General features: G+C 28.1%; 23 protein-coding genes and 1 riboswitch. Of the genes, 20 read left to right on the top strand and 3 right to left on the bottom strand.

Annotated features, from left to right (window positions below; genetic code table 11):
• Positions 1 to 5: 5 nt before the first annotated feature.
• From ACTT9X_RS03415 to ACTT9X_RS03390, 6 genes are all read left to right on the top strand, one after another.
• Positions 6 to 599: a riboflavin synthase gene (locus tag ACTT9X_RS03415; RefSeq protein ID WP_440934282.1), complete on the top strand. Its 594-nt coding sequence runs from the start codon at positions 6 to 8 to the stop codon at positions 597 to 599.
• Positions 586 to 1,686, top strand: a complete 1,101-nt coding sequence (gene ribB / locus ACTT9X_RS03410) for a 3,4-dihydroxy-2-butanone-4-phosphate synthase (protein WP_440934281.1) — start codon at positions 586 to 588, stop codon at positions 1,684 to 1,686. Before ACTT9X_RS03415 ends, ribB begins: the two co-directional genes overlap by 14 nt.
• Positions 1,686 to 2,075: a 6,7-dimethyl-8-ribityllumazine synthase gene (gene ribH / locus ACTT9X_RS03405; protein ID WP_440934280.1), complete on the top strand. Its 390-nt coding sequence runs from the start codon at positions 1,686 to 1,688 to the stop codon at positions 2,073 to 2,075. The genes ribB and ribH overlap by 1 nt, the downstream gene beginning before the upstream one ends.
• On the top strand, positions 2,072 to 2,476 hold the full coding sequence (locus tag ACTT9X_RS03400) for a transcription antitermination factor NusB (protein WP_440934279.1): 405 nt from the start codon (positions 2,072 to 2,074) through the stop codon (positions 2,474 to 2,476). The genes ribH and ACTT9X_RS03400 overlap by 4 nt, the downstream gene beginning before the upstream one ends.
• Positions 2,469 to 3,428, top strand: coding sequence for a thiamine-phosphate kinase (gene thiL, locus ACTT9X_RS03395; protein ID WP_440934278.1), 960 nt, complete (start codon positions 2,469 to 2,471; stop codon positions 3,426 to 3,428). The genes ACTT9X_RS03400 and thiL overlap by 8 nt, the downstream gene beginning before the upstream one ends.
• Before the next feature lie 77 nt (positions 3,429 to 3,505).
• Positions 3,506 to 5,611 carry a sodium-translocating pyrophosphatase gene (locus tag ACTT9X_RS03390; RefSeq protein WP_440934277.1) on the top strand — a complete coding sequence of 702 codons (2,106 nt, stop codon included), beginning with the start codon at positions 3,506 to 3,508 and terminating at the stop codon, positions 5,609 to 5,611.
• Here the strand turns inward: ACTT9X_RS03390 and bamE are convergent.
• Positions 5,598 to 6,083, bottom strand: coding sequence for an outer membrane protein assembly factor BamE domain-containing protein (bamE, locus tag ACTT9X_RS03385; protein WP_440934276.1), 486 nt, complete (start codon positions 6,081 to 6,083; stop codon positions 5,598 to 5,600). The genes ACTT9X_RS03390 and bamE overlap by 14 nt on opposite strands.
• On the opposite strand from bamE, the gene ACTT9X_RS03380 reads away from it, so the two are divergent.
• Genes ACTT9X_RS03380 through ACTT9X_RS03355 form a run of 6 tightly spaced genes read left to right on the top strand, consistent with a single transcriptional unit; the run spans position 6,082 to position 8,601 of the window.
• Positions 6,082 to 6,549, top strand: coding sequence for a ubiquinol-cytochrome C chaperone family protein (locus ACTT9X_RS03380; protein ID WP_440934275.1), 468 nt, complete (start codon positions 6,082 to 6,084; stop codon positions 6,547 to 6,549). The genes bamE and ACTT9X_RS03380 overlap by 2 nt on opposite strands.
• Before the next feature lie 2 nt (positions 6,550 to 6,551).
• Entirely contained in the window at positions 6,552 to 6,734 is a 183-nt protein-coding gene (rpmF, locus tag ACTT9X_RS03375; RefSeq protein WP_023853776.1) for a 50S ribosomal protein L32, read from the top strand.
• Positions 6,735 to 6,753: 19 nt separating this feature from the next.
• Complete coding sequence (gene plsX, locus ACTT9X_RS03370; protein ID WP_440934274.1) at positions 6,754 to 7,755, top strand: phosphate acyltransferase PlsX; 1,002 nt, start codon at positions 6,754 to 6,756, stop codon at positions 7,753 to 7,755.
• Between the two features lies 1 nt (position 7,756).
• Complete coding sequence (locus tag ACTT9X_RS03365; RefSeq protein ID WP_440934273.1) at positions 7,757 to 8,056, top strand: HU family DNA-binding protein; 300 nt, start codon at positions 7,757 to 7,759, stop codon at positions 8,054 to 8,056.
• Complete coding sequence (locus ACTT9X_RS03360) at positions 8,049 to 8,432, top strand: MerR family transcriptional regulator (RefSeq protein WP_440934272.1); 384 nt, start codon at positions 8,049 to 8,051, stop codon at positions 8,430 to 8,432. Before ACTT9X_RS03365 ends, ACTT9X_RS03360 begins: the two co-directional genes overlap by 8 nt.
• Positions 8,410 to 8,601, top strand: a complete 192-nt coding sequence (locus ACTT9X_RS03355; protein ID WP_023853780.1) for a 50S ribosomal protein L33 — start codon at positions 8,410 to 8,412, stop codon at positions 8,599 to 8,601. The genes ACTT9X_RS03360 and ACTT9X_RS03355 overlap by 23 nt, the downstream gene beginning before the upstream one ends.
• Here ACTT9X_RS03355 and ACTT9X_RS03350 read toward each other — a convergent pair whose 3' ends face one another.
• Positions 8,602 to 8,892, bottom strand: a complete 291-nt coding sequence (locus ACTT9X_RS03350) for a chorismate mutase (protein WP_440934271.1) — start codon at positions 8,890 to 8,892, stop codon at positions 8,602 to 8,604.
• A 43-nt stretch (positions 8,893 to 8,935) separates the two neighbouring features.
• On the opposite strand from ACTT9X_RS03350, the gene ACTT9X_RS03345 reads away from it, so the two are divergent.
• Positions 8,936 to 9,961, top strand: a complete 1,026-nt coding sequence (locus tag ACTT9X_RS03345; RefSeq protein ID WP_440934270.1) for a COX15/CtaA family protein — start codon at positions 8,936 to 8,938, stop codon at positions 9,959 to 9,961.
• 28 nt (positions 9,962 to 9,989) lie between these two features.
• Here the strand turns inward: ACTT9X_RS03345 and ACTT9X_RS03340 are convergent, their stop codons facing one another.
• Positions 9,990 to 11,318 carry an O-acetylhomoserine aminocarboxypropyltransferase/cysteine synthase family protein gene (locus ACTT9X_RS03340; RefSeq protein WP_440934269.1) on the bottom strand — a complete coding sequence of 443 codons (1,329 nt, stop codon included), beginning with the start codon at positions 11,316 to 11,318 and terminating at the stop codon, positions 9,990 to 9,992.
• A gap of 1 nt (position 11,319) precedes the next feature.
• A riboswitch (SAM riboswitch) is annotated at positions 11,320 to 11,386 on the bottom strand.
• A gap of 144 nt (positions 11,387 to 11,530) precedes the next feature.
• Here ACTT9X_RS03340 and rplM point away from each other — a divergent pair.
• The 7 genes from rplM to ACTT9X_RS03305 are packed head-to-tail and all read left to right on the top strand — an operon-like array spanning position 11,531 to position 16,764.
• Entirely contained in the window at positions 11,531 to 11,989 is a 459-nt protein-coding gene (rplM, locus tag ACTT9X_RS03335; RefSeq protein ID WP_440934268.1) for a 50S ribosomal protein L13, read from the top strand.
• Between the two features lies 1 nt (position 11,990).
• On the top strand, positions 11,991 to 12,428 hold the full coding sequence (gene rpsI / locus ACTT9X_RS03330) for a 30S ribosomal protein S9 (RefSeq protein ID WP_440934267.1): 438 nt from the start codon (positions 11,991 to 11,993) through the stop codon (positions 12,426 to 12,428).
• A 33-nt stretch (positions 12,429 to 12,461) separates the two neighbouring features.
• Entirely contained in the window at positions 12,462 to 13,484 is a 1,023-nt protein-coding gene (gene argC / locus ACTT9X_RS03325; protein WP_440934266.1) for an N-acetyl-gamma-glutamyl-phosphate reductase, read from the top strand.
• Complete coding sequence (locus tag ACTT9X_RS03320; RefSeq protein WP_440934265.1) at positions 13,481 to 13,708, top strand: hypothetical protein; 228 nt, start codon at positions 13,481 to 13,483, stop codon at positions 13,706 to 13,708. The genes argC and ACTT9X_RS03320 overlap by 4 nt, the downstream gene beginning before the upstream one ends.
• Positions 13,705 to 14,997, top strand: a complete 1,293-nt coding sequence (locus ACTT9X_RS03315; protein WP_440934264.1) for a homoserine dehydrogenase — start codon at positions 13,705 to 13,707, stop codon at positions 14,995 to 14,997. Before ACTT9X_RS03320 ends, ACTT9X_RS03315 begins: the two co-directional genes overlap by 4 nt.
• On the top strand, positions 14,997 to 15,896 hold the full coding sequence (locus ACTT9X_RS03310) for an AEC family transporter (RefSeq protein WP_440934263.1): 900 nt from the start codon (positions 14,997 to 14,999) through the stop codon (positions 15,894 to 15,896). Before ACTT9X_RS03315 ends, ACTT9X_RS03310 begins: the two co-directional genes overlap by 1 nt.
• A gap of 16 nt (positions 15,897 to 15,912) precedes the next feature.
• Positions 15,913 to 16,764 carry a DMT family transporter gene (locus ACTT9X_RS03305; protein WP_440934262.1) on the top strand — a complete coding sequence of 284 codons (852 nt, stop codon included), beginning with the start codon at positions 15,913 to 15,915 and terminating at the stop codon, positions 16,762 to 16,764.
• Positions 16,765 to 16,842: the final 78 nt, after the last annotated feature.

The raw sequence follows: 16,842 nt of genomic DNA, 5'->3' as shown, positions 1-16,842 counted from the left end.
AAATTATGTTTAACGGAATAATTTACAACCAAGGTATTATAACTAAAATTATTAAAAGACCCAAAGGTCTTAATATTTTTTTAAAAAGCAATCTTAGAGTCTCAAAAAAAGATATAGGCTTGTCAGTTGCATGTGATGGAGTTTGCTTAACTTTAATATCATATAGATCAAAAATTATGGAATTTTATCTATCTAAAGAAACAATAATTCGTTCAAAATTTAAATTTTTAAAAATAAGAGATAAAATAAATTTAGAATTACCTTTAAAATATGGGACAAAAATCTCAGGGCATATTTGTCAAGGTCATGTTGATACTGTAGGTAAAGTATTAAATATTAAAAAAATAGATAAATCATTTCTTTTCGACTTTGATTTACCTAAAAAGGAGAGAAAACACTTAATAGAAAAAGCATCGATTTGTGTAAATGGGATTTCCCTAACAATTTCAAAAGTTACTAAAAAAGGTTTTCAGATATGGATAATTCCTCATACCTACAAAGAAACGAATTTATCAAATTTAAAAAAATCTAGTTTAGTTAACATAGAGATAGATATCTTGTCTAAATACGTTAGGAATTATTTTCATGGGAAAAAATAATTTTGCATCAATAGAGTCAATTATAAGTGTAGCCAAAAAAGGGGGTATGTTTATTTTAGTTGATGATGAAAAAAGAGAAAATGAGGGAGATTTAGTTATTTCTACATCAGACTCGAATGCAAAGAATATTAACTTCATGGCGAAATATGGACGAGGTTTAATTTGTTTAGCACTCGATACCCTTCAAGCAAAAAGATTAAATTTATCTTTAATGTCTCCAGTAAATCAATCAAGAAACAAAACGGCCTTTACAATTTCTATTGAAGCAAAAAAAGGGATAACTACAGGTATATCTGCTAAAGATAGAGCTAGAACAATTAAAATTGCTTCTAAAAAAAAAGCAAATAAAAATGAAATTGTTTCCCCTGGTCACGTTTTTCCAATTATAGCCAAAGATGGCGGAGTGCTTGTTAGAGCAGGGCACACTGAAGCTTCAGTTGATATATCTAAATTAGCAAAAAAAAATAACTCTGCTGTAATTTGTGAAATTATGAATGAAGATGGAACTATGGCTAAAGGCCAGGATTTATTCAATTTTGCAAAAAAACATAAATTAAAAATTGGAAAGATAGAAGATCTGATCGCATATAGACTTAAAAAAGAAAAACTTATTAAACTTAAAAAACAAAGCAAGATTGATGTAAAAAAACAAAAATACAATATTAGAATTTATGAGAATCTTTTAGATGGTTCAGAGCATTTTGCATTAATAAAAGGTAAAATAAAAAAAGGTATTACTCCAAGAGTAAGAGTAATTTCATCTAATGTTGTCCAAAACTATCTAATAAATCAATCACTACCAAATTCATTTAACAAGACTTTAAATTATTTTAAAAAATATCAAAATTGTGTTTTAGTTTTTATTAAAGACTCGAATTTAAAATCAGTAACTCAGACTTTAAAAGATTATAAAAACAAAGACTTTTATAAAAAGGGAAATGATAAGTTAATAAGAAATTATGGTATTGGAGCTCAAATTATTAAAGACTTAAAAATTAAAAATATGATATTAATCACTAAATCACCAAAAAAAGTTATTGGTCTTGACGGTTATGGTATAAAAATTACAAAACAGGAATTAATTTGATGAAAAAAAAATACTTAATTGTTGTAGCAGATTATTATAAAGATGTTGCTGATGGCTTAATAAACAGTGCTTTAAAAATAATTCCAAAAAAAAATATAATAAAAATTATTAAAGTACCAGGTGCTTTTGAAATTCCAGTTACAATCTCCAAAAATTTAAAAAAATTTGATGGTTTTTTAGCTTTAGGATGTGTAATTAAAGGTCAAACTCCACACTTTGATTTTATTTCTCAAGCTTCAACAGATGCCATAATGAAATTATCTATAGATAGTAAAAAACCTATTGGAAATGGAATAATTACCTGTCTAAATATGGCTCAAGCAAGAGCTAGAAGGAAAAAGGGTGCTGAAGCTGCAGAAGCTGTGATTTCAGTTTTGTCTCAAAAATGAGAACTCATTATAACCCAAAAAATAACCCTAGAGTTATAATTATCCAGAAATTATATGGGAAATTTTATAATGAAGATGATGATTTAAATTTTCCAAAACACAGATTTAAAAAATTTATTAAAGATATCGTTTTAGGAACGATAGAAAGAAACGATCTTATTTTAGATGAATTAAATAATAAATTAGGTGATGAATTTGTATTTGAAAAATTAGATAAAGTTTTTCAAACAATTTTAAAAGCAGCAACTTATGAATTTATGTACAAACCAAATTTATCTATAAATATAATCATTAAAGAATATTTAAATTCATCTAATTTTTTTCTTGAAGACTCACAAACAAAATACCTTAATGCTTTATTAGATAATGTTGGAAAAAAATTAAGATCTAACAATGTATGAATTTGATTTAATAAATAATTATTTTTTTAAATTAGCTAAAAAAAATAAATTTGCTCTTAATCTTAATGACGATGTGTTTTTTGATAAAAAAAGAGGTGTTGTAATATCTGTTGACACATATAATATTGGTACTCATTTTATTGATTTTAAATACCCAGATTTAGTAATTAAAAAAATATTAAGGTCATCAATTTCTGATTTAATTTGCAAAGGTGTAAAACCAAAGTTTTATTTTATTTCTGGTTCTGGTAATAAAAAAACATTTACAAAAAAAAATTTATATAAAATTTCAAAGTCACTTAAATCAGAACAAAATAAATTTAATATTGATTTATGTGGTGGAGATACAACTTTTTCAAATAAACTAAGTTTTACAATTATATCAATGGGATATTCGAATAAAATAATTTATCGTAATAAAGCTAAATTAAATGATGATATTTATGTTACTGGAAATTTGGGTGATAGCTATTTCGGATTAAAAGTATTAAGTAATAAAGCTAAAATTAAAAATAAAGATAAATTATTCTTCGTAGACAAATATTATAAACCAAACTTACCTATAAATTTATCAAAATATTTATTAAAATTTGCTAATAGTTCGATTGATGTTTCAGATGGATTAATTGATGATTTGTTAAAAATGATAAATAGACAAACTTTATCTTTTCACTTATTCGAAAACAAAATCCCTGTTTCTAAAAAACTGAGTAATTTAATTAAAAAACAAAGATTAAATAAAATTAATCTAATTTCTAACGGAGATGATTATCAAGTTTTATTTACTGCAGATGTTAATAAAGCTAGAATCATTCAACACGCTTCTAAAACAACTGGAATTAAAATAACTAAAATTGGAAAAATTATATCTGGTAAGGACAGATCATTGATATTTGATGAAAAAGGCAAGCAAATACAAGCTAAATCTAAAGGTTATATTCATCAGTTTTAGAAGTTAATCGTTGTCTTTTCTATCTTTTTTTGTATTGTGCGGGCTTAAAATTTAACAACCAACAACTTAAGGTTAATATGAGCGGAACAGTTGAAACAATACTATTATACACAATCGGAGCTGGTTTATTATCTATCGTTTATGGATTTTTAACTGGTAAAAATATTCTAAATTCAAGTGCAGGAAATGCAAAAATGCAAGATATTGCAGCTGCAATTCAAATTGGTGCAAAAGCATATTTGGCAAGACAATACAAAACTATAGCTATTGTTGGTGCTGTAGTTTTAGTAATCGTAAGTATTGCATTTAGTCCTCTAGTAGGTCTGGGTTATTTAATAGGTGCTGCTTTGTCAGGTATTGCGGGCTATGTGGGAATGTTAGTTTCTGTAGAGGCAAACGTAAGGACAGCGGAAGCATCAAGAAAAGGCTTAGCCCAAGGTCTTTCTGTTGCATTTAAATCTGGTGCTGTTACTGGAATGTTGGTTGCTGGTTTAGCATTATTATCTATAGCAGTTTATTATTATATTTTATTAAAGTCTAATGTAGATGAAAGAGAAATTGTAAATGCTTTAGTTGCATTAGGTTTTGGTGCATCATTAATCTCAATTTTTGCAAGATTAGGTGGGGGAATTTTTACAAAAGGTGCTGATGTTGGTGCCGATTTAGTTGGAAAAGTTGAAGCGGGAATACCTGAAGATGATCCTAGAAACCCTGCTGTAATCGCAGATAACGTTGGAGATAACGTAGGAGATTGTGCAGGTATGGCTGCAGATTTATTTGAAACTTATGCTGTTACAATTGTTGCAACAATGGTTTTGTCTTCAATTTTCTTTGTTGGTGATCTTAATATGATGATTTACCCTTTATCTATTGGTGCAGCATGCTTACTAACATCAATTGTTGGAACATTTTTTGTTAAACTTGGTAGAAGTAATAATGTTATGAACGCCTTGTATAAAGGATTTGTTGTTTCTGCAGTAGCTTCATTAGTAATATTATGGCCAGTTACAGATCACGTAATTGGTTTTACAAATGAATTTACAGTAAATGATAAAACTTTTAATGGAATGGATTTATATTATTGTGGTGTTATAGGGTTAGTTATAACTGGATTATTGATCTGGATAACTGAATACTATACTGGAACAAGTTATAGACCTGTTAAATCTGTTGCATTATCATCAACAACTGGACATGGTACTAACGTGATTCAAGGATTAGCAGTTTCAATGGAAGCAACTGCTATTCCTGCTTTGATAATTGTTGCTGGTATTCTTATTACAAACTCAATTGCAGGACTTTTTGGTATTGCTATTGCTGTTACTACAATGCTTGCTTTAGCAGGTATGGTTGTTGCTTTAGATGCATACGGACCTGTAACTGATAATGCTGGTGGTATTGCTGAAATGTCTAATCTTGATAAAAAAGTTAGAAAAACAACTGATGCTTTAGATGCAGTAGGAAATACTACAAAAGCCGTTACAAAAGGCTATGCAATTGGTTCTGCTGGATTAGGTGCTTTAGTTTTATTCGCTGCATACACTGAGGACATCAAGCATTTTTCAAAAGAGGCAGGATCCGCATTAGAAGGTATTGTAGTGACCTTTGATTTATCTAACCCTTACGTAGTAGTTGGTTTATTAATTGGTGGGATGTTACCTTATCTTTTTGGCTCCATGGGAATGCAAGCTGTTGGAAGAGCCGGTGGTGCAGTCGTTGTTGAAGTAAGAAGACAATTTAAAAAATTCCCTGGTATTATGAAAAGAAAACAAAAACCTGATTATGCAAAATTAGTAGATTTACTTACTGTAGCTGCTATTAAGGAAATGATTATACCATCACTATTACCAGTTTTATCTCCTGTTGTTTTATATTTTATAATTCTATCTATTGGTGGACAAGTTGCTGCCCTAGCTGCAGTTGGTGCAATGTTACTTGGTGTTATTATCACAGGTTTGTTTGTTGCAGTATCAATGACTGCAGGTGGTGGTGCCTGGGATAATGCTAAAAAGTATATAGAAGATGGTAATCATGGTGGAAAAGGTTCTGAGGCACATAAAGCAGCCGTTACAGGTGATACTGTTGGAGATCCTTATAAAGACACAGCTGGCCCAGCAGTAAACCCAATGATTAAAATAACAAATATTGTAGCTCTTTTACTACTAGCTGTTATTGCTGGTTAATTTGTTTACGTTTTTTGGCCCTCTGACCAAGAGGGTCATTAATCTTTTGTCTCATACTTGACATGAAGTCATAAATAAATGAATTTTTTCTAAAACCTGCTTCCGTTGTATTGCTAACTATTTTGATATTTTCCATGTCATCTTTGTTATAGAACTTTTTCTTTTTTAAAATGCCATAATTGTCTAATTCTAAAACCAAGACGTTATTTTGAAAAATTTTCATTTTTCCTAAATTTTTAATATTTGATTGTGTTTGTTTTCTCTCAATATATATCCACACATCGTTGTCAAATTTACTTTTAGTTGATGGCAAACCTAGGATTTCTTTAATATCATTTTTGTTACTTACGTTTACAACGAGAGAAGTTTGTTTCTTTTCTAAAAATGGAACACCATGATGTTTTACAACTGGTTTAAAAGAGCAATTTGCAACTATTATTGAGAAAATAATTATATATAATATCTTAAACATGAATAATAAATATATACATATTTATAACAATTTAATTAATTTCACTAGAAATAAAGATCTATACAAGAATCTTGGTAGAGAGGATAGTTTTTCTGATCGTTTAACATTGTTTTTATTACATTTTTCTTTTTTTTTAAAAAATTTCAAAAACGAGGAAAATAAGAAAGTCTTACAAGAAATTTATGATTTTAACTTTAGACAATTAGAATTAAGTATTAGAGAAATTGGATATGGAGATCAATCAATAAACAAAAAAATGAAAGACTACATAAATTTATTTCACTCAATGGTTTCTGAAATTCACTTCTGGGACAGTCTTTCAAGATTAGAAAAAATTAAAAAATTTTCACTTTTTTTGAATGATTTCCAAAATATTGATGATTTGCTAGATTATTTTGAGGAATTTAACTCAAATTTATCAAAAAAAACTTTGAATTCTTATTTAAAAAGTGTAAGTAACGCATAATTATGGCAGTACCAAAACGAAAACAAACCCCATCCAGAACTGGAATGAGAAGGGCTCAGACAATGAAATTTTCAACTAAAAATATAGTTGAGGATAAAAAATCTGGTGAATATAGGCTTTCTCATCATCTAGACCTTAAAACAGGCATGTATAAGGGAAGACAAGTTTTAGACCCAAAAGAATAGTATAGTATAATCTATTAAAATGTCAGATATGATAAAAATTGCAGTGGATGCAATGGGTGGTGATGGTTCACCAAAAAAAATAATAGACGGGATTATTTTTAACAATTCTTCAAATAAAAATAATTTTTTTAAAATATTTGGAGATAAAAATAAAATAGATCCATTAATTAATGGAAAAATCTCAAGTAAATTTTTTGAAATAATTCATACAGAAAAAAAAATTGAAAGTACCGATAGTCCTCTAGAAGGAGCCAAAAGAGGTAAGGATACAAGTATGTGGCTTGCTATTCAAAGTGTTAAGAATAAGGAAGCTGATATAGTAATATCAGCTGGTAATACAGGCGCATTATTAGTTGTCTCAAAATTAAATTTAAAAATGATCGAAAATATAGATAAACCTGCTTTGTCTGCATTATGGCCAAATAAAAAAGGAATGAGTGTGGTATTAGATTTAGGTGCAAATATCGAGTGTAGTTCAAAAAATCTACTAGACTTTTCAATAATGGGTACTTCTTTATATACATCGCTTTATCCAAATGACAAACCAAACGTAGCATTATTAAATATTGGTTCAGAAGAATTAAAAGGAAATGAGACAATCAAAGAAACTTACCAGCTATTAAATGAAAAAAAATCAGATAATTATAATTTTGCAGGATACATCGAAGGTAATCATCTTATGGATGGAGATGTAAATGTAATAGTTTCAGATGGTTTTACAGGAAATGTTGCGTTAAAAACTGCAGAAGGTACAGCAAATTTTATAACAAGTGAATTAAAGAACGCTATGACCGGCACACTATTGGGTAAAATTTCATCCTTCTTAAATATATCAAATTTAAAGAAATTTAAGAAAAGACTAGATCCAAGATTGTATAATGGTGCAATATTTATTGGATTAGACTCTCCAGTTGTTAAAAGTCATGGAGGAACTGATTATATTGGTTTTTCAAACTCGCTAGATGTTTGTCATAGAATTGTTAAAGGTAATTTGATAGAAAAGATCAAGCAAAATATTTAATATGAGAATTAATTTAACTAAAAAAGACTTAGTTAATTTGGTTTATATGCAGCTTGGTTTTTCTAAACAAATATCTGAAAATTTAATTGAAGATTTTTTATCAACAATTGTATCTAATATTAAAGAGGAAAAAAAATTAAAATTGTCTAAATTTGGAACTTTTTCTATAAGACAAAAAAAATCTAGGATTGGAAGAAATCCTAAGACAAAAGAAACAAAAGTTATTTCAAGTAGAGATGTCGTTTTATTTAAACCATCAAAAGAATTTAAAGATTTTATTAATTTTAAGGATAATGGATAAATCAGATACTGCTTATAAAACAATTGGTGAAGTTGCTAAAATATTAAATTTTAAATCAAATGATAAAGGAGCTTTACCAACACATGTCATTAGATTTTGGGAAACTCAATTTAAACAAATTAAACCAAAAATATTAAATTCCAATAGAAGATATTATGATGAGAAAACAATAAATCTTTTAAAAAAAATTAAATTTTTACTTAAAGAACAAGGTATGACAATAAACGGGGTAAAAAAAATCTTAAATAATGAAGATTCTTTAAAGCTTGACGAAATTGCAGATAAATCTATAAGAACAGAAAATTTAAGAAATAAGTTAATAAAAATTTCAAATAAATTAAAAGAATTAAAAAATGGCAAAAAAGACACACGTTAAAGTAAGAATGGTTCCTGAGGCGAAACCAGATAGTCCCTATTTTTATTATGTTAAAAAACCAGCTGGAGGTGAAAAAGCTAAAGTAAAACTTTCAGCAAAAAAATATAATCCAGATACAAGAAAACATGAAATGTTTGTAGAAAAGAAGCTTCCACCTCATAGTAAGTAATTACTTTTTTTTAAAGTTTCTCTTTTCAAAATCGATATATGACAAAATCATATTTTTCCATATCCGATTAGTAATTTTGGGATCAATTTTTAGTTTTTTTGATTTTGAGTGAATTTTTTTAAGTATAAAATTTATACGCTTTTTATCAACTATTTCCCTTTTAAATTCTTTAAGCTTTAAAACTTCTTTTACAAGATTTGTTCTATATCTAATCAATAATAACAACTTATTATCTAACTTATCTAGTTTGTTTCTTATTATTTTTAATTTTTTTTTGTTTTTAGGCGACATTTAATTTATTGGTTTAATTAATAATTATTATATTTATTTAATCATGTACAGTCAGAATTATTCTTTAAATTCTCAATTAAAAATATGGATGATCACTTTATTAGTGATGATCGTGCTTATTATTTTAGTAGGGGGTCTAACTAGATTAACAGACTCTGGATTATCTATTACTAGTTGGGAACTTTTTATTGGTTCATTACCCCCTTTAACAAATGATAAATGGATAGAATATTTTGATCTTTATAAAACAATACCTGAATTTAAAGAGCAAAATTTTAATATGACTTTAAATGAATTTAAAATTATTTTTTGGTGGGAATGGGCGCATCGTCAATTGGGGAGATTAATTGGTTTAACTGTTCTTTTTCCAATGATCTATTTTACAATTAAAAATGGTTTTTGGATTTTAAAGGAATATTCAATTATTTTTTTCTTAGTGTGTTTTCAAGGATTTATTGGATGGTACATGGTATCAAGTGGATTAATTGATAGAATTGATGTTAGTCATTATAGGTTATCACTACACTTGGTTACAGCTTTTATAATTTTGTCTATAGTTTTTTGGAAATATTTAAATCTAACTGATATAAAAATTAATCATATTAATATTCAATTAAACCCAATTAAATTTTTTCTTTTATTATTATTTTTACAATTAATAATTGGAGCATTTGTGTCTGGGATGGATGCAGGAAAAATTTATAATACTTGGCCTTTAATGGGCTCATCATATTTCCCGGATGACAGCGTAATCAATGATTTGTTTAATCTCACAGTATTTGATGATCAATCACTTGTTCAATTTATACATAGAAATTTAGCATATTTAATTGTTATAATATATTTTTACATACTTTATTTTGTTTTAAAAAATGGAAATATAAATTTAAGAATTCCAATCTTCATTATTGGTATTTCTATATTGTTTCAAATTGTTTTGGGAGTTCTTACAATTTTATCTGGAGTAAAAATGATTTATGCATCTCTACACCAGATAAATTCTATTTTAATAATACTTTCAACTTTGTATTTTCTTTATATTGTAAAATATAAGGAGCCTAATTATTAGTTTCTATTTTTAGACATTAAAACTTAAATTAGCTTACAGCTTTTAAATTACCTTTTGAAGATTTATTTAATGCTTGATCAAGATCCTCAATAATATCATCAATGTGTTCAATACCTATACAAAGTCTTACATAACTTTGTGTAACACCTGATGCAGCTAATTCTTTCTCATTTAATTGACTATGAGTTGTACTTGCTGGATGAATTGCTAAACTTCTAGCATCACCAATATTAGCTACGTGATAGAACATCTTTAAAGACTCAATAAATTTTTTACCAGCCTCAATTCCACCTTTAAGTTCGATACCAATCATAGGTCCATTTCCACCTTTGAGATATTTTTTTGCTCTATCAGCAATAGGTTTATCGTGTTCGGTAGAATAAATAACTTTTGTTACTTCTTTATGTTTTTTTAGGAAATCAACTACATACTCAGCATTAGCGCAATGTTGTCTCATTCTTAAGGCAACTGTTTCAAGTCCTTGAATTATTGCAAAAGCATTATCTGGAGCTAGAGCAGACCCCAAATCTCTCAATAAACAAACTCTTGCTCTAACCGCGAAGGGGACATTAGCACCAGTTAATTCCGGTACAGCTTTTCCCCAAACAACACCACCATAACTTGCATCTGGTTCATTAAATAAAGGTTGTCTTATGGGATCTGCGGTCCAATCAAAGTTACCACTATCAACTATACTTCCTGCAACCGCTGTACCATGTCCGCCTACATATTTTGTAAGTGAGTGAATTACTACTGCAGCTCCATGTTCAATCGGTCTGCATATTACTGGTGCAGCTGTATTATCAATTATTAGTGGTATGTTATATTTTCTTCCAATGTCAGAAACTTCCTTTATTGGAAATACCCTTAAATATGGATTTGGTAAGGTCTCACCATAAAAAGCTCTAGTTTTATCATCTATTAACTTTTCAAAATTTTCAGGATTACTTGGATCTGCATATCTTATCTCTATCCCAAGTTTGCTAAGTGTATGTGTGAATAAAGATACTGTTCCACCATAAAGATCGGTTGAGCTCACTATATTATCACCAGCTTGGGCTACATTTAATACAGCAAACGTTGAAGCAGTTTGACCTGAAGATACAGTTACACATGACAGACCTCCTTCAAGAGCAGCAACCCTTTTTTCCAGGACATCATTTGTAGGGTTCATTATACGAGTATAAATGTTACCAAATTCTTTAAGAGCGAAAAGGTTAGCAGCGTGATCTGTGTTGTTAAATTGGTATGATGTTGTTCTATAAATAGGAACTGCTACAGCGTTCGTAGCTGGATCACTCCTATAGTCACCACCATGTATTGCAATAGTTTCAGGGTTATTTCTTTTTTTTGTCATTTTACTCCTTTTTTAGTGCTTTAACATTATGTTAGGCGCACAATACAGTTCAAATGCCTACCGATTTTATTAATTTTATGAAATTTCCTTTTTAGCAGTTATAAGCCCGCAATAGGATCAAATCGGCAGGTATTTTTTAGCATATAAGCTACATAATTCAAGCTAAATATAAAATTGACTTTGTAATTATTAATAGTATTAATCCTCGCACAATGACAAAATTCACTAAAAAAGACCAATTAGCTTCATCTTGGTATGAAATAGATGCGAAAAATGCAGTAGTTGGAAGATTAGCAACTGTTGTTTCCAATATCATAAGAGGTAAAAACAAAACTACATACACACCTCATATGGATGATGGTGACTTTGTTGTTGTTAAAAATATTGAACAAGCAAAATTTACTGGAAAAAAATTTCAAGATAAAAAATATTACAGACACACTGGTCATCCAGGTGGAATTAAAGTTACAACACCTGAGAAACTTCATGAAAAAAAACCTGGAGAAACTTTAAAAATGGCAGTTAAAAGAATGTTACCTGGTGGAGTATTAGGTAGAAAACAATTAACAAAATTAAAAATTTATGCAGGAAATGATCACCCGCATTCAGCACAAAATCCAACTATAATAGAGTTAGATAAATTAAATAGTAAAAATATAGCTAGAAACTAAGATGGAAAATACTCAATCAGCATCAAAATCTCCAAAATTAAAATTAGATTTTAAAGATAGTAAATACGCAACTGGTAGAAGAAAAACATCAATCGCAAAAGTTTGGTTAAAAAAAGGTTCAGGCAAAATTTATGTAAATGGTAAATTATTTAGTGATTATTTTGCTGACGAAACTCATAAAATGCAAATTACAAGACCTTTTGAGATTATTAATCAGGCTACTAATTATGATGTAAGATGTAGTGTAAAAGGAGGAGGACCTACAGGCCAAGCAGGGGCTATGGTTCACGGTATTTCAAAAGCTTTAGTATTATTTGATGAAAATCTAAAAGCCACCTTAAAAACAGAGAAACTTACCACCAGAGACTCAAGGGCAGTTGAAAGAAAAAAACCTGGTAGAAGAAAAGCTAGAAGAAGCTTCCAATTCTCTAAAAGATAATTTTTTTTTAATTTTTAACTGTTATAATAAAAAATGTCTAAGCTAAACGCATTAGTTGCTGGATCAACTGGATATATTGGTGTTCAATTAATTAAATTATTAGTTAGACACAAATATATTAATATTAAATACCTTTGCGGAAACTCTTCTGTGGGTAAACACGTCAAATTTTACGATAAATCTTTATCTAAATATAAATTACCAAAAATTATAAAATTTAATAAAAAATTATTAAAAGACGTTCATGTTATTTTTACAGCACTTCCAAATGGGGAAGCACAGGATATATCTAAACATTTAAGCAAAAATCATACTTTAATAGATCTTGCTGCAGATTTTAGATTAGAAAAAGCTTCAGATTATTTAAAGTGGTATAAACAAAAACATCGAGCAACTAATTTAATAAAAAAAAGTATTTATTTACTTCCTGAAATTAATAGAAAAGAGATTAAAAAATATAATATTATTTCATGTCCAGGATGTTATCCAACATCAATATTGCTTCCTCTATTTCCTTTATTTAAAAAAAATTTAATTAAATTTAATAATATTATAATTGATTCAAAATCTGGATACTCAGGTGCTGGTAGAGGAGTTCATAAAAAATATAAAAATAAAAATCTATATCAGTCTTTGAGTGCTTACGGTGTCGGTTTTCATCGTCACAATTCTGAAATAGATCAAATGTTAAGAAAATTTACTAAGAAAAAATTTCAATTTAATTTTACTCCTCACTTATCACCAATGTTTAGAGGTATTCTTAGTACTATATATGTTGATTTAGAAAATAATATTTCACAAATTAAAGTATTAAAAACATTAAATAGTTTTTATAAAAATGAAAGTTTTGTAAAAATATTAAAGTCTGGCACATTGTTAAGCACCAATAATGTAATAAATACTAATAATTGTTATATTTCAGTTTGCAAATCTAAATACAGCAATAAAATAATCATTTTATCTGCTATTGATAATTTGATTAAAGGTGGAGCAGGTCAAGCTATACAAAATCTGAATAATAAATTTAATTTTTCTGAAACGATTGGATTAAAATGAGAAAATTTATAATAATTTTTTATTCTTTAATATTGGCAAATTGTTCATTAAACAAAGATTCTCAATATTGGACAGAAAATTCTATCGAAAATAAAACTAATCAAAAAAAATTAAATCAGATATTAAAAAAGTCAGACGATATAACATCAATGACATTAGAGGAGTATGAGATTTATATAGATGACTATACAAAAAAAAGTAAATATCCAGATATAAGCAAATGAGTAAATTAATTAATATTGCAGTAGTAGGACTTGGTCAGGTTGGCAATTATTTGCTAAATGAACTTAATACAAAAAAAAAAGATATTGAGCTTAAAACAGGTAAGAAAATTAATGTGGTGGCTGTTTCTGCAAGAAGTGTTAACAAAAAACGAAAATTCAAAGTTAATAAAAAAATATTTTACAAAAATCCTTTAGAAATTTTTAAGAAAAATAATATTGATATATTATTTGAAGCCATAGGTTTATCAGATGGTATTTCTAAAAAAGTTGTCGAAACTGCTTTAAAAAGTAAAATCCATGTTATTACACCCAATAAAGCTTTAATCTCAAAACATGGCAATGAGTTAGCAAAAATTGCAGAAAAAAATAAAGTTAATTTGGAATTTGAGGCATCAGTTGCTGGTGGTATTCCAATATTAAGATCTATTAAAGAAGGATTGGCAACAAACAAAATATCAAAAGTATATGGAATTTTGAATGGTACTTCAAATTACATACTATCCGAAATGGAAAATTCAGATGAAAATTTTGCAGACGTTTTAAAAAAAGCACAGATTCTTGGTTATGCCGAACCTGGTAATCCAAAATTAGATTTAAATGGTTTTGATGCATTTGCCAAAGTAAGAATTTTGTCTGCATTAGCCTTTAATAGTAAAATTTCTAAACATAAATGTTTAATGGAAGGAATAGAAAAAATTGAATTAAAAGATATTAAAATTGCAAATCAATTAGATTTAAGAATAAAACTACTAGGTATTTCAGAGTTAAAGAATAACCATCTTTTTGAAACCGTCCATCCATGTTTAGTTAGTAAAAAATCTTATATTGGTAATGTGAACGGTGTAATGAATGCAGTTATTCTTCAAGGTAAACCTGTTGGAGAAATTGTTTTACAAGGGGAGGGAGCTGGACCAGGTCCTACTTCTTCATCATTACTTTCTGATTTATTATCAATTTTGCGTGGAAATATAAAAAAACCTTTTGGTGTTAGTGTTTCTAAGCTTAAATCTTTAAAACCATATAATGTAAATAATTATGTAAACTCGTTATATTTGAGATTTGAGGTAAAAGATAAGCCTGGTGTATTATCTGAAATAACTAATCGTTTAGCAAAATATAAAATTTCAGTTAAAAGGCTAATACAGACACCTGATAAAAAAAATAATAAAGCAACAATTGTTATTATTACGCATAAAACAACTGATATTAATATTCATAATAGTTTGTCTATTTTCAAAAAAAATAAAAATATTTTAAAAACACCAACATTAATAAGATTGCTTGGTTAATGGAAATATATTTAAAGCTTTTTGAAGTTTTATTTCCAGTATTCCTAATAGTAGGACTTGGATATCATTTGGGAAAAAAAAATCCCAATTTTGATACATCATTTATAACTACATACGCTGGTAATTTTGGAACTCCAGCTCTTGTTATTTTTGCTATCACTGCAGGTGGAGTAACTTTTGAGTTATTTAGTGAATATTTTGGTTACGCAATTATCTTATTAACATTATTTGGGGTTGTAGGATTAATTTTTCTTGTTCTTATGAAGAAAGATTATATTCGTGAATTACCAACTTTTATCTTACCAAATACAGGAAATATGGGTATTCCGATTTGTTTATTTGCCTATGGTGAATTAGGAATGGGTATAGCAGCTGCAATTTCATCTCTTATTGTTTTGCTCCACTTTACTTTAAATATTTTTTTAGCAAAAAGAGCCTTTGATTTTAAAACAATATTAAAAAGTCCATCATTTTATGCAATTTTAATAACAGTACTCTTTTTGTATTTTGAAATTCCATTTCCTCAATTTGTATTAAATACTGTAATGCTTTTAGCTTATGGAATGATTGTAATGATCCTTATGTCGCTAGGTGTTGCTCTTACACAAATGAAAGTATTTTCTTTTAAAGATGCATTAATAACTTCTTTTGGCAGAGTAATCTTAGGTCCTATTATAGGGTTTGCTGTAATTAAATTTTTTAATCTATCTGGTATACCAGCTGGTGTTTTGTTAATTCAGTCTTGTATGCCTAGTGCAATCTTGTGTTATTTGATTGCTCACATGTATTCTCCAAAAGAAATTGTAGATAATATATCTAGCACAATAGTAGTATCTACAATCATCTCCTTATTCACTATTCCAATTACATTATTCTTTGCTTTAAAATACTTCTATTAAGAGATATCCTTCTTTTATGAAGGCTATAATTTTAAATGCATCTGCTTGGATGATTGTTCCTGTAATGGATGCTTTTGCTAAATATTTAAGCTCATCTATGGATGTTTTACAGATAACATGGGCAAGATATTTTTTTACTGTAGTCTTTACATTATCCCTAATGCTTATCTTTTATAGGCATTCATTAGTTTGGACGAAAAAACCAGCCCTTCAATTAATTAGAGGATTAATTTTTGTTTTTTCTACTTATTTGTTCTTTTATGCAATATCGGAAATTTCCCTTCCTAAAGCCTTAACCTTAGCTTTTGTTGCTCCAATTTGTGTTACAGCTTTATCTCCATTTTTTTTAAATGAGAAAGTAGGGGTGAAGAGATGGACTGCTGTATCATTAGGATTTATTGGAACTTTAATTGTAATCAGACCTGGTTTTATAGAACTTAATTTAGCAACGATGGCTGCCTTAGGTAATGGAATTTGTTATGGATTTTATCTTATTATCACGAGGAAGCTCAGTACCTCTGATAATCCTCTTTTAACCCTTTTACTATCGGGTTTAATAGGAACAATTATAATTAGTTTGTTTATGCCCTCAGTTTGGGTCAATCCTACTTCAAATCAGTGGATTTTAATGGCCTTAATCGGCCTTATAGCGTCTGTAGCGCATCTTTTCCTCATATTATCACTAAAATACGCTGATGCCTCTAAATTAGCTCCTTTGGGCTATACAGAGATAATTACCAATATACTAATTAGTTACTATTTCTTTCATGAATTGCCTGATAACTGGACTTATTTAGGTTTATTTATCATTGTTCTAAGTGGTCTGTACATTTCTAGAAGAGAATACTTACATACTCGTTCTAATTAATAGTAAATAAATAGTTACTAATATTTAATTTAATACATTAATATACATATATAAATTATTGTAATTGTTATGTTTTTT

The sequence above is a fragment of the Candidatus Pelagibacter sp. genome (assembly GCF_052049855.1).
Lineage (GTDB): Bacteria > Pseudomonadota > Alphaproteobacteria > Pelagibacterales > Pelagibacteraceae > Pelagibacter.
This window is presented reverse-complemented; position numbering and strand designations above follow the sequence as displayed.

Bases quoted from the DNA above. Each gene is read 5' to 3' on its own strand.
- ACTT9X_RS03310 (WP_440934263.1), top strand. From the start codon at position 14,997: ATGGAAATATATTTAAAGCTTTTTGAAGTTTTATTTCCAGTATTCCTA.
- ACTT9X_RS03365 (WP_440934273.1), top strand. From the start codon at position 7,757: ATGAGAATTAATTTAACTAAAAAAGACTTAGTTAATTTGGTTTATATG.
- rplM (WP_440934268.1), top strand. From the start codon at position 11,531: ATGACAAAATTCACTAAAAAAGACCAATTAGCTTCATCTTGGTATGAA.
- thiL (WP_440934278.1), top strand. From the start codon at position 2,469: ATGTATGAATTTGATTTAATAAATAATTATTTTTTTAAATTAGCTAAA.
- rpmF (WP_023853776.1), top strand. From the start codon at position 6,552: ATGGCAGTACCAAAACGAAAACAAACCCCATCCAGAACTGGAATGAGA.
- ACTT9X_RS03340 (WP_440934269.1), bottom strand. From the start codon at position 11,318: ATGACAAAAAAAAGAAATAACCCTGAAACTATTGCAATACATGGTGGT.
- ACTT9X_RS03415 (WP_440934282.1), top strand. From the start codon at position 6: ATGTTTAACGGAATAATTTACAACCAAGGTATTATAACTAAAATTATT.
- ACTT9X_RS03315 (WP_440934264.1), top strand. From the start codon at position 13,705: ATGAGTAAATTAATTAATATTGCAGTAGTAGGACTTGGTCAGGTTGGC.
- ACTT9X_RS03360 (WP_440934272.1), top strand. From the start codon at position 8,049: ATGGATAAATCAGATACTGCTTATAAAACAATTGGTGAAGTTGCTAAA.
- ACTT9X_RS03320 (WP_440934265.1), top strand. From the start codon at position 13,481: ATGAGAAAATTTATAATAATTTTTTATTCTTTAATATTGGCAAATTGT.
- plsX (WP_440934274.1), top strand. From the start codon at position 6,754: ATGTCAGATATGATAAAAATTGCAGTGGATGCAATGGGTGGTGATGGT.
- ACTT9X_RS03355 (WP_023853780.1), top strand. From the start codon at position 8,410: ATGGCAAAAAAGACACACGTTAAAGTAAGAATGGTTCCTGAGGCGAAA.
- ribH (WP_440934280.1), top strand. From the start codon at position 1,686: ATGAAAAAAAAATACTTAATTGTTGTAGCAGATTATTATAAAGATGTT.
- ACTT9X_RS03400 (WP_440934279.1), top strand. From the start codon at position 2,072: ATGAGAACTCATTATAACCCAAAAAATAACCCTAGAGTTATAATTATC.
- ribB (WP_440934281.1), top strand. From the start codon at position 586: ATGGGAAAAAATAATTTTGCATCAATAGAGTCAATTATAAGTGTAGCC.
- ACTT9X_RS03345 (WP_440934270.1), top strand. From the start codon at position 8,936: ATGTACAGTCAGAATTATTCTTTAAATTCTCAATTAAAAATATGGATG.
- ACTT9X_RS03390 (WP_440934277.1), top strand. From the start codon at position 3,506: ATGAGCGGAACAGTTGAAACAATACTATTATACACAATCGGAGCTGGT.
- ACTT9X_RS03380 (WP_440934275.1), top strand. From the start codon at position 6,082: ATGAATAATAAATATATACATATTTATAACAATTTAATTAATTTCACT.
- bamE (WP_440934276.1), bottom strand. From the start codon at position 6,083: ATGTTTAAGATATTATATATAATTATTTTCTCAATAATAGTTGCAAAT.
- rpsI (WP_440934267.1), top strand. From the start codon at position 11,991: ATGGAAAATACTCAATCAGCATCAAAATCTCCAAAATTAAAATTAGAT.
- ACTT9X_RS03350 (WP_440934271.1), bottom strand. From the start codon at position 8,892: ATGTCGCCTAAAAACAAAAAAAAATTAAAAATAATAAGAAACAAACTA.
- argC (WP_440934266.1), top strand. From the start codon at position 12,462: ATGTCTAAGCTAAACGCATTAGTTGCTGGATCAACTGGATATATTGGT.
- ACTT9X_RS03305 (WP_440934262.1), top strand. From the start codon at position 15,913: ATGAAGGCTATAATTTTAAATGCATCTGCTTGGATGATTGTTCCTGTA.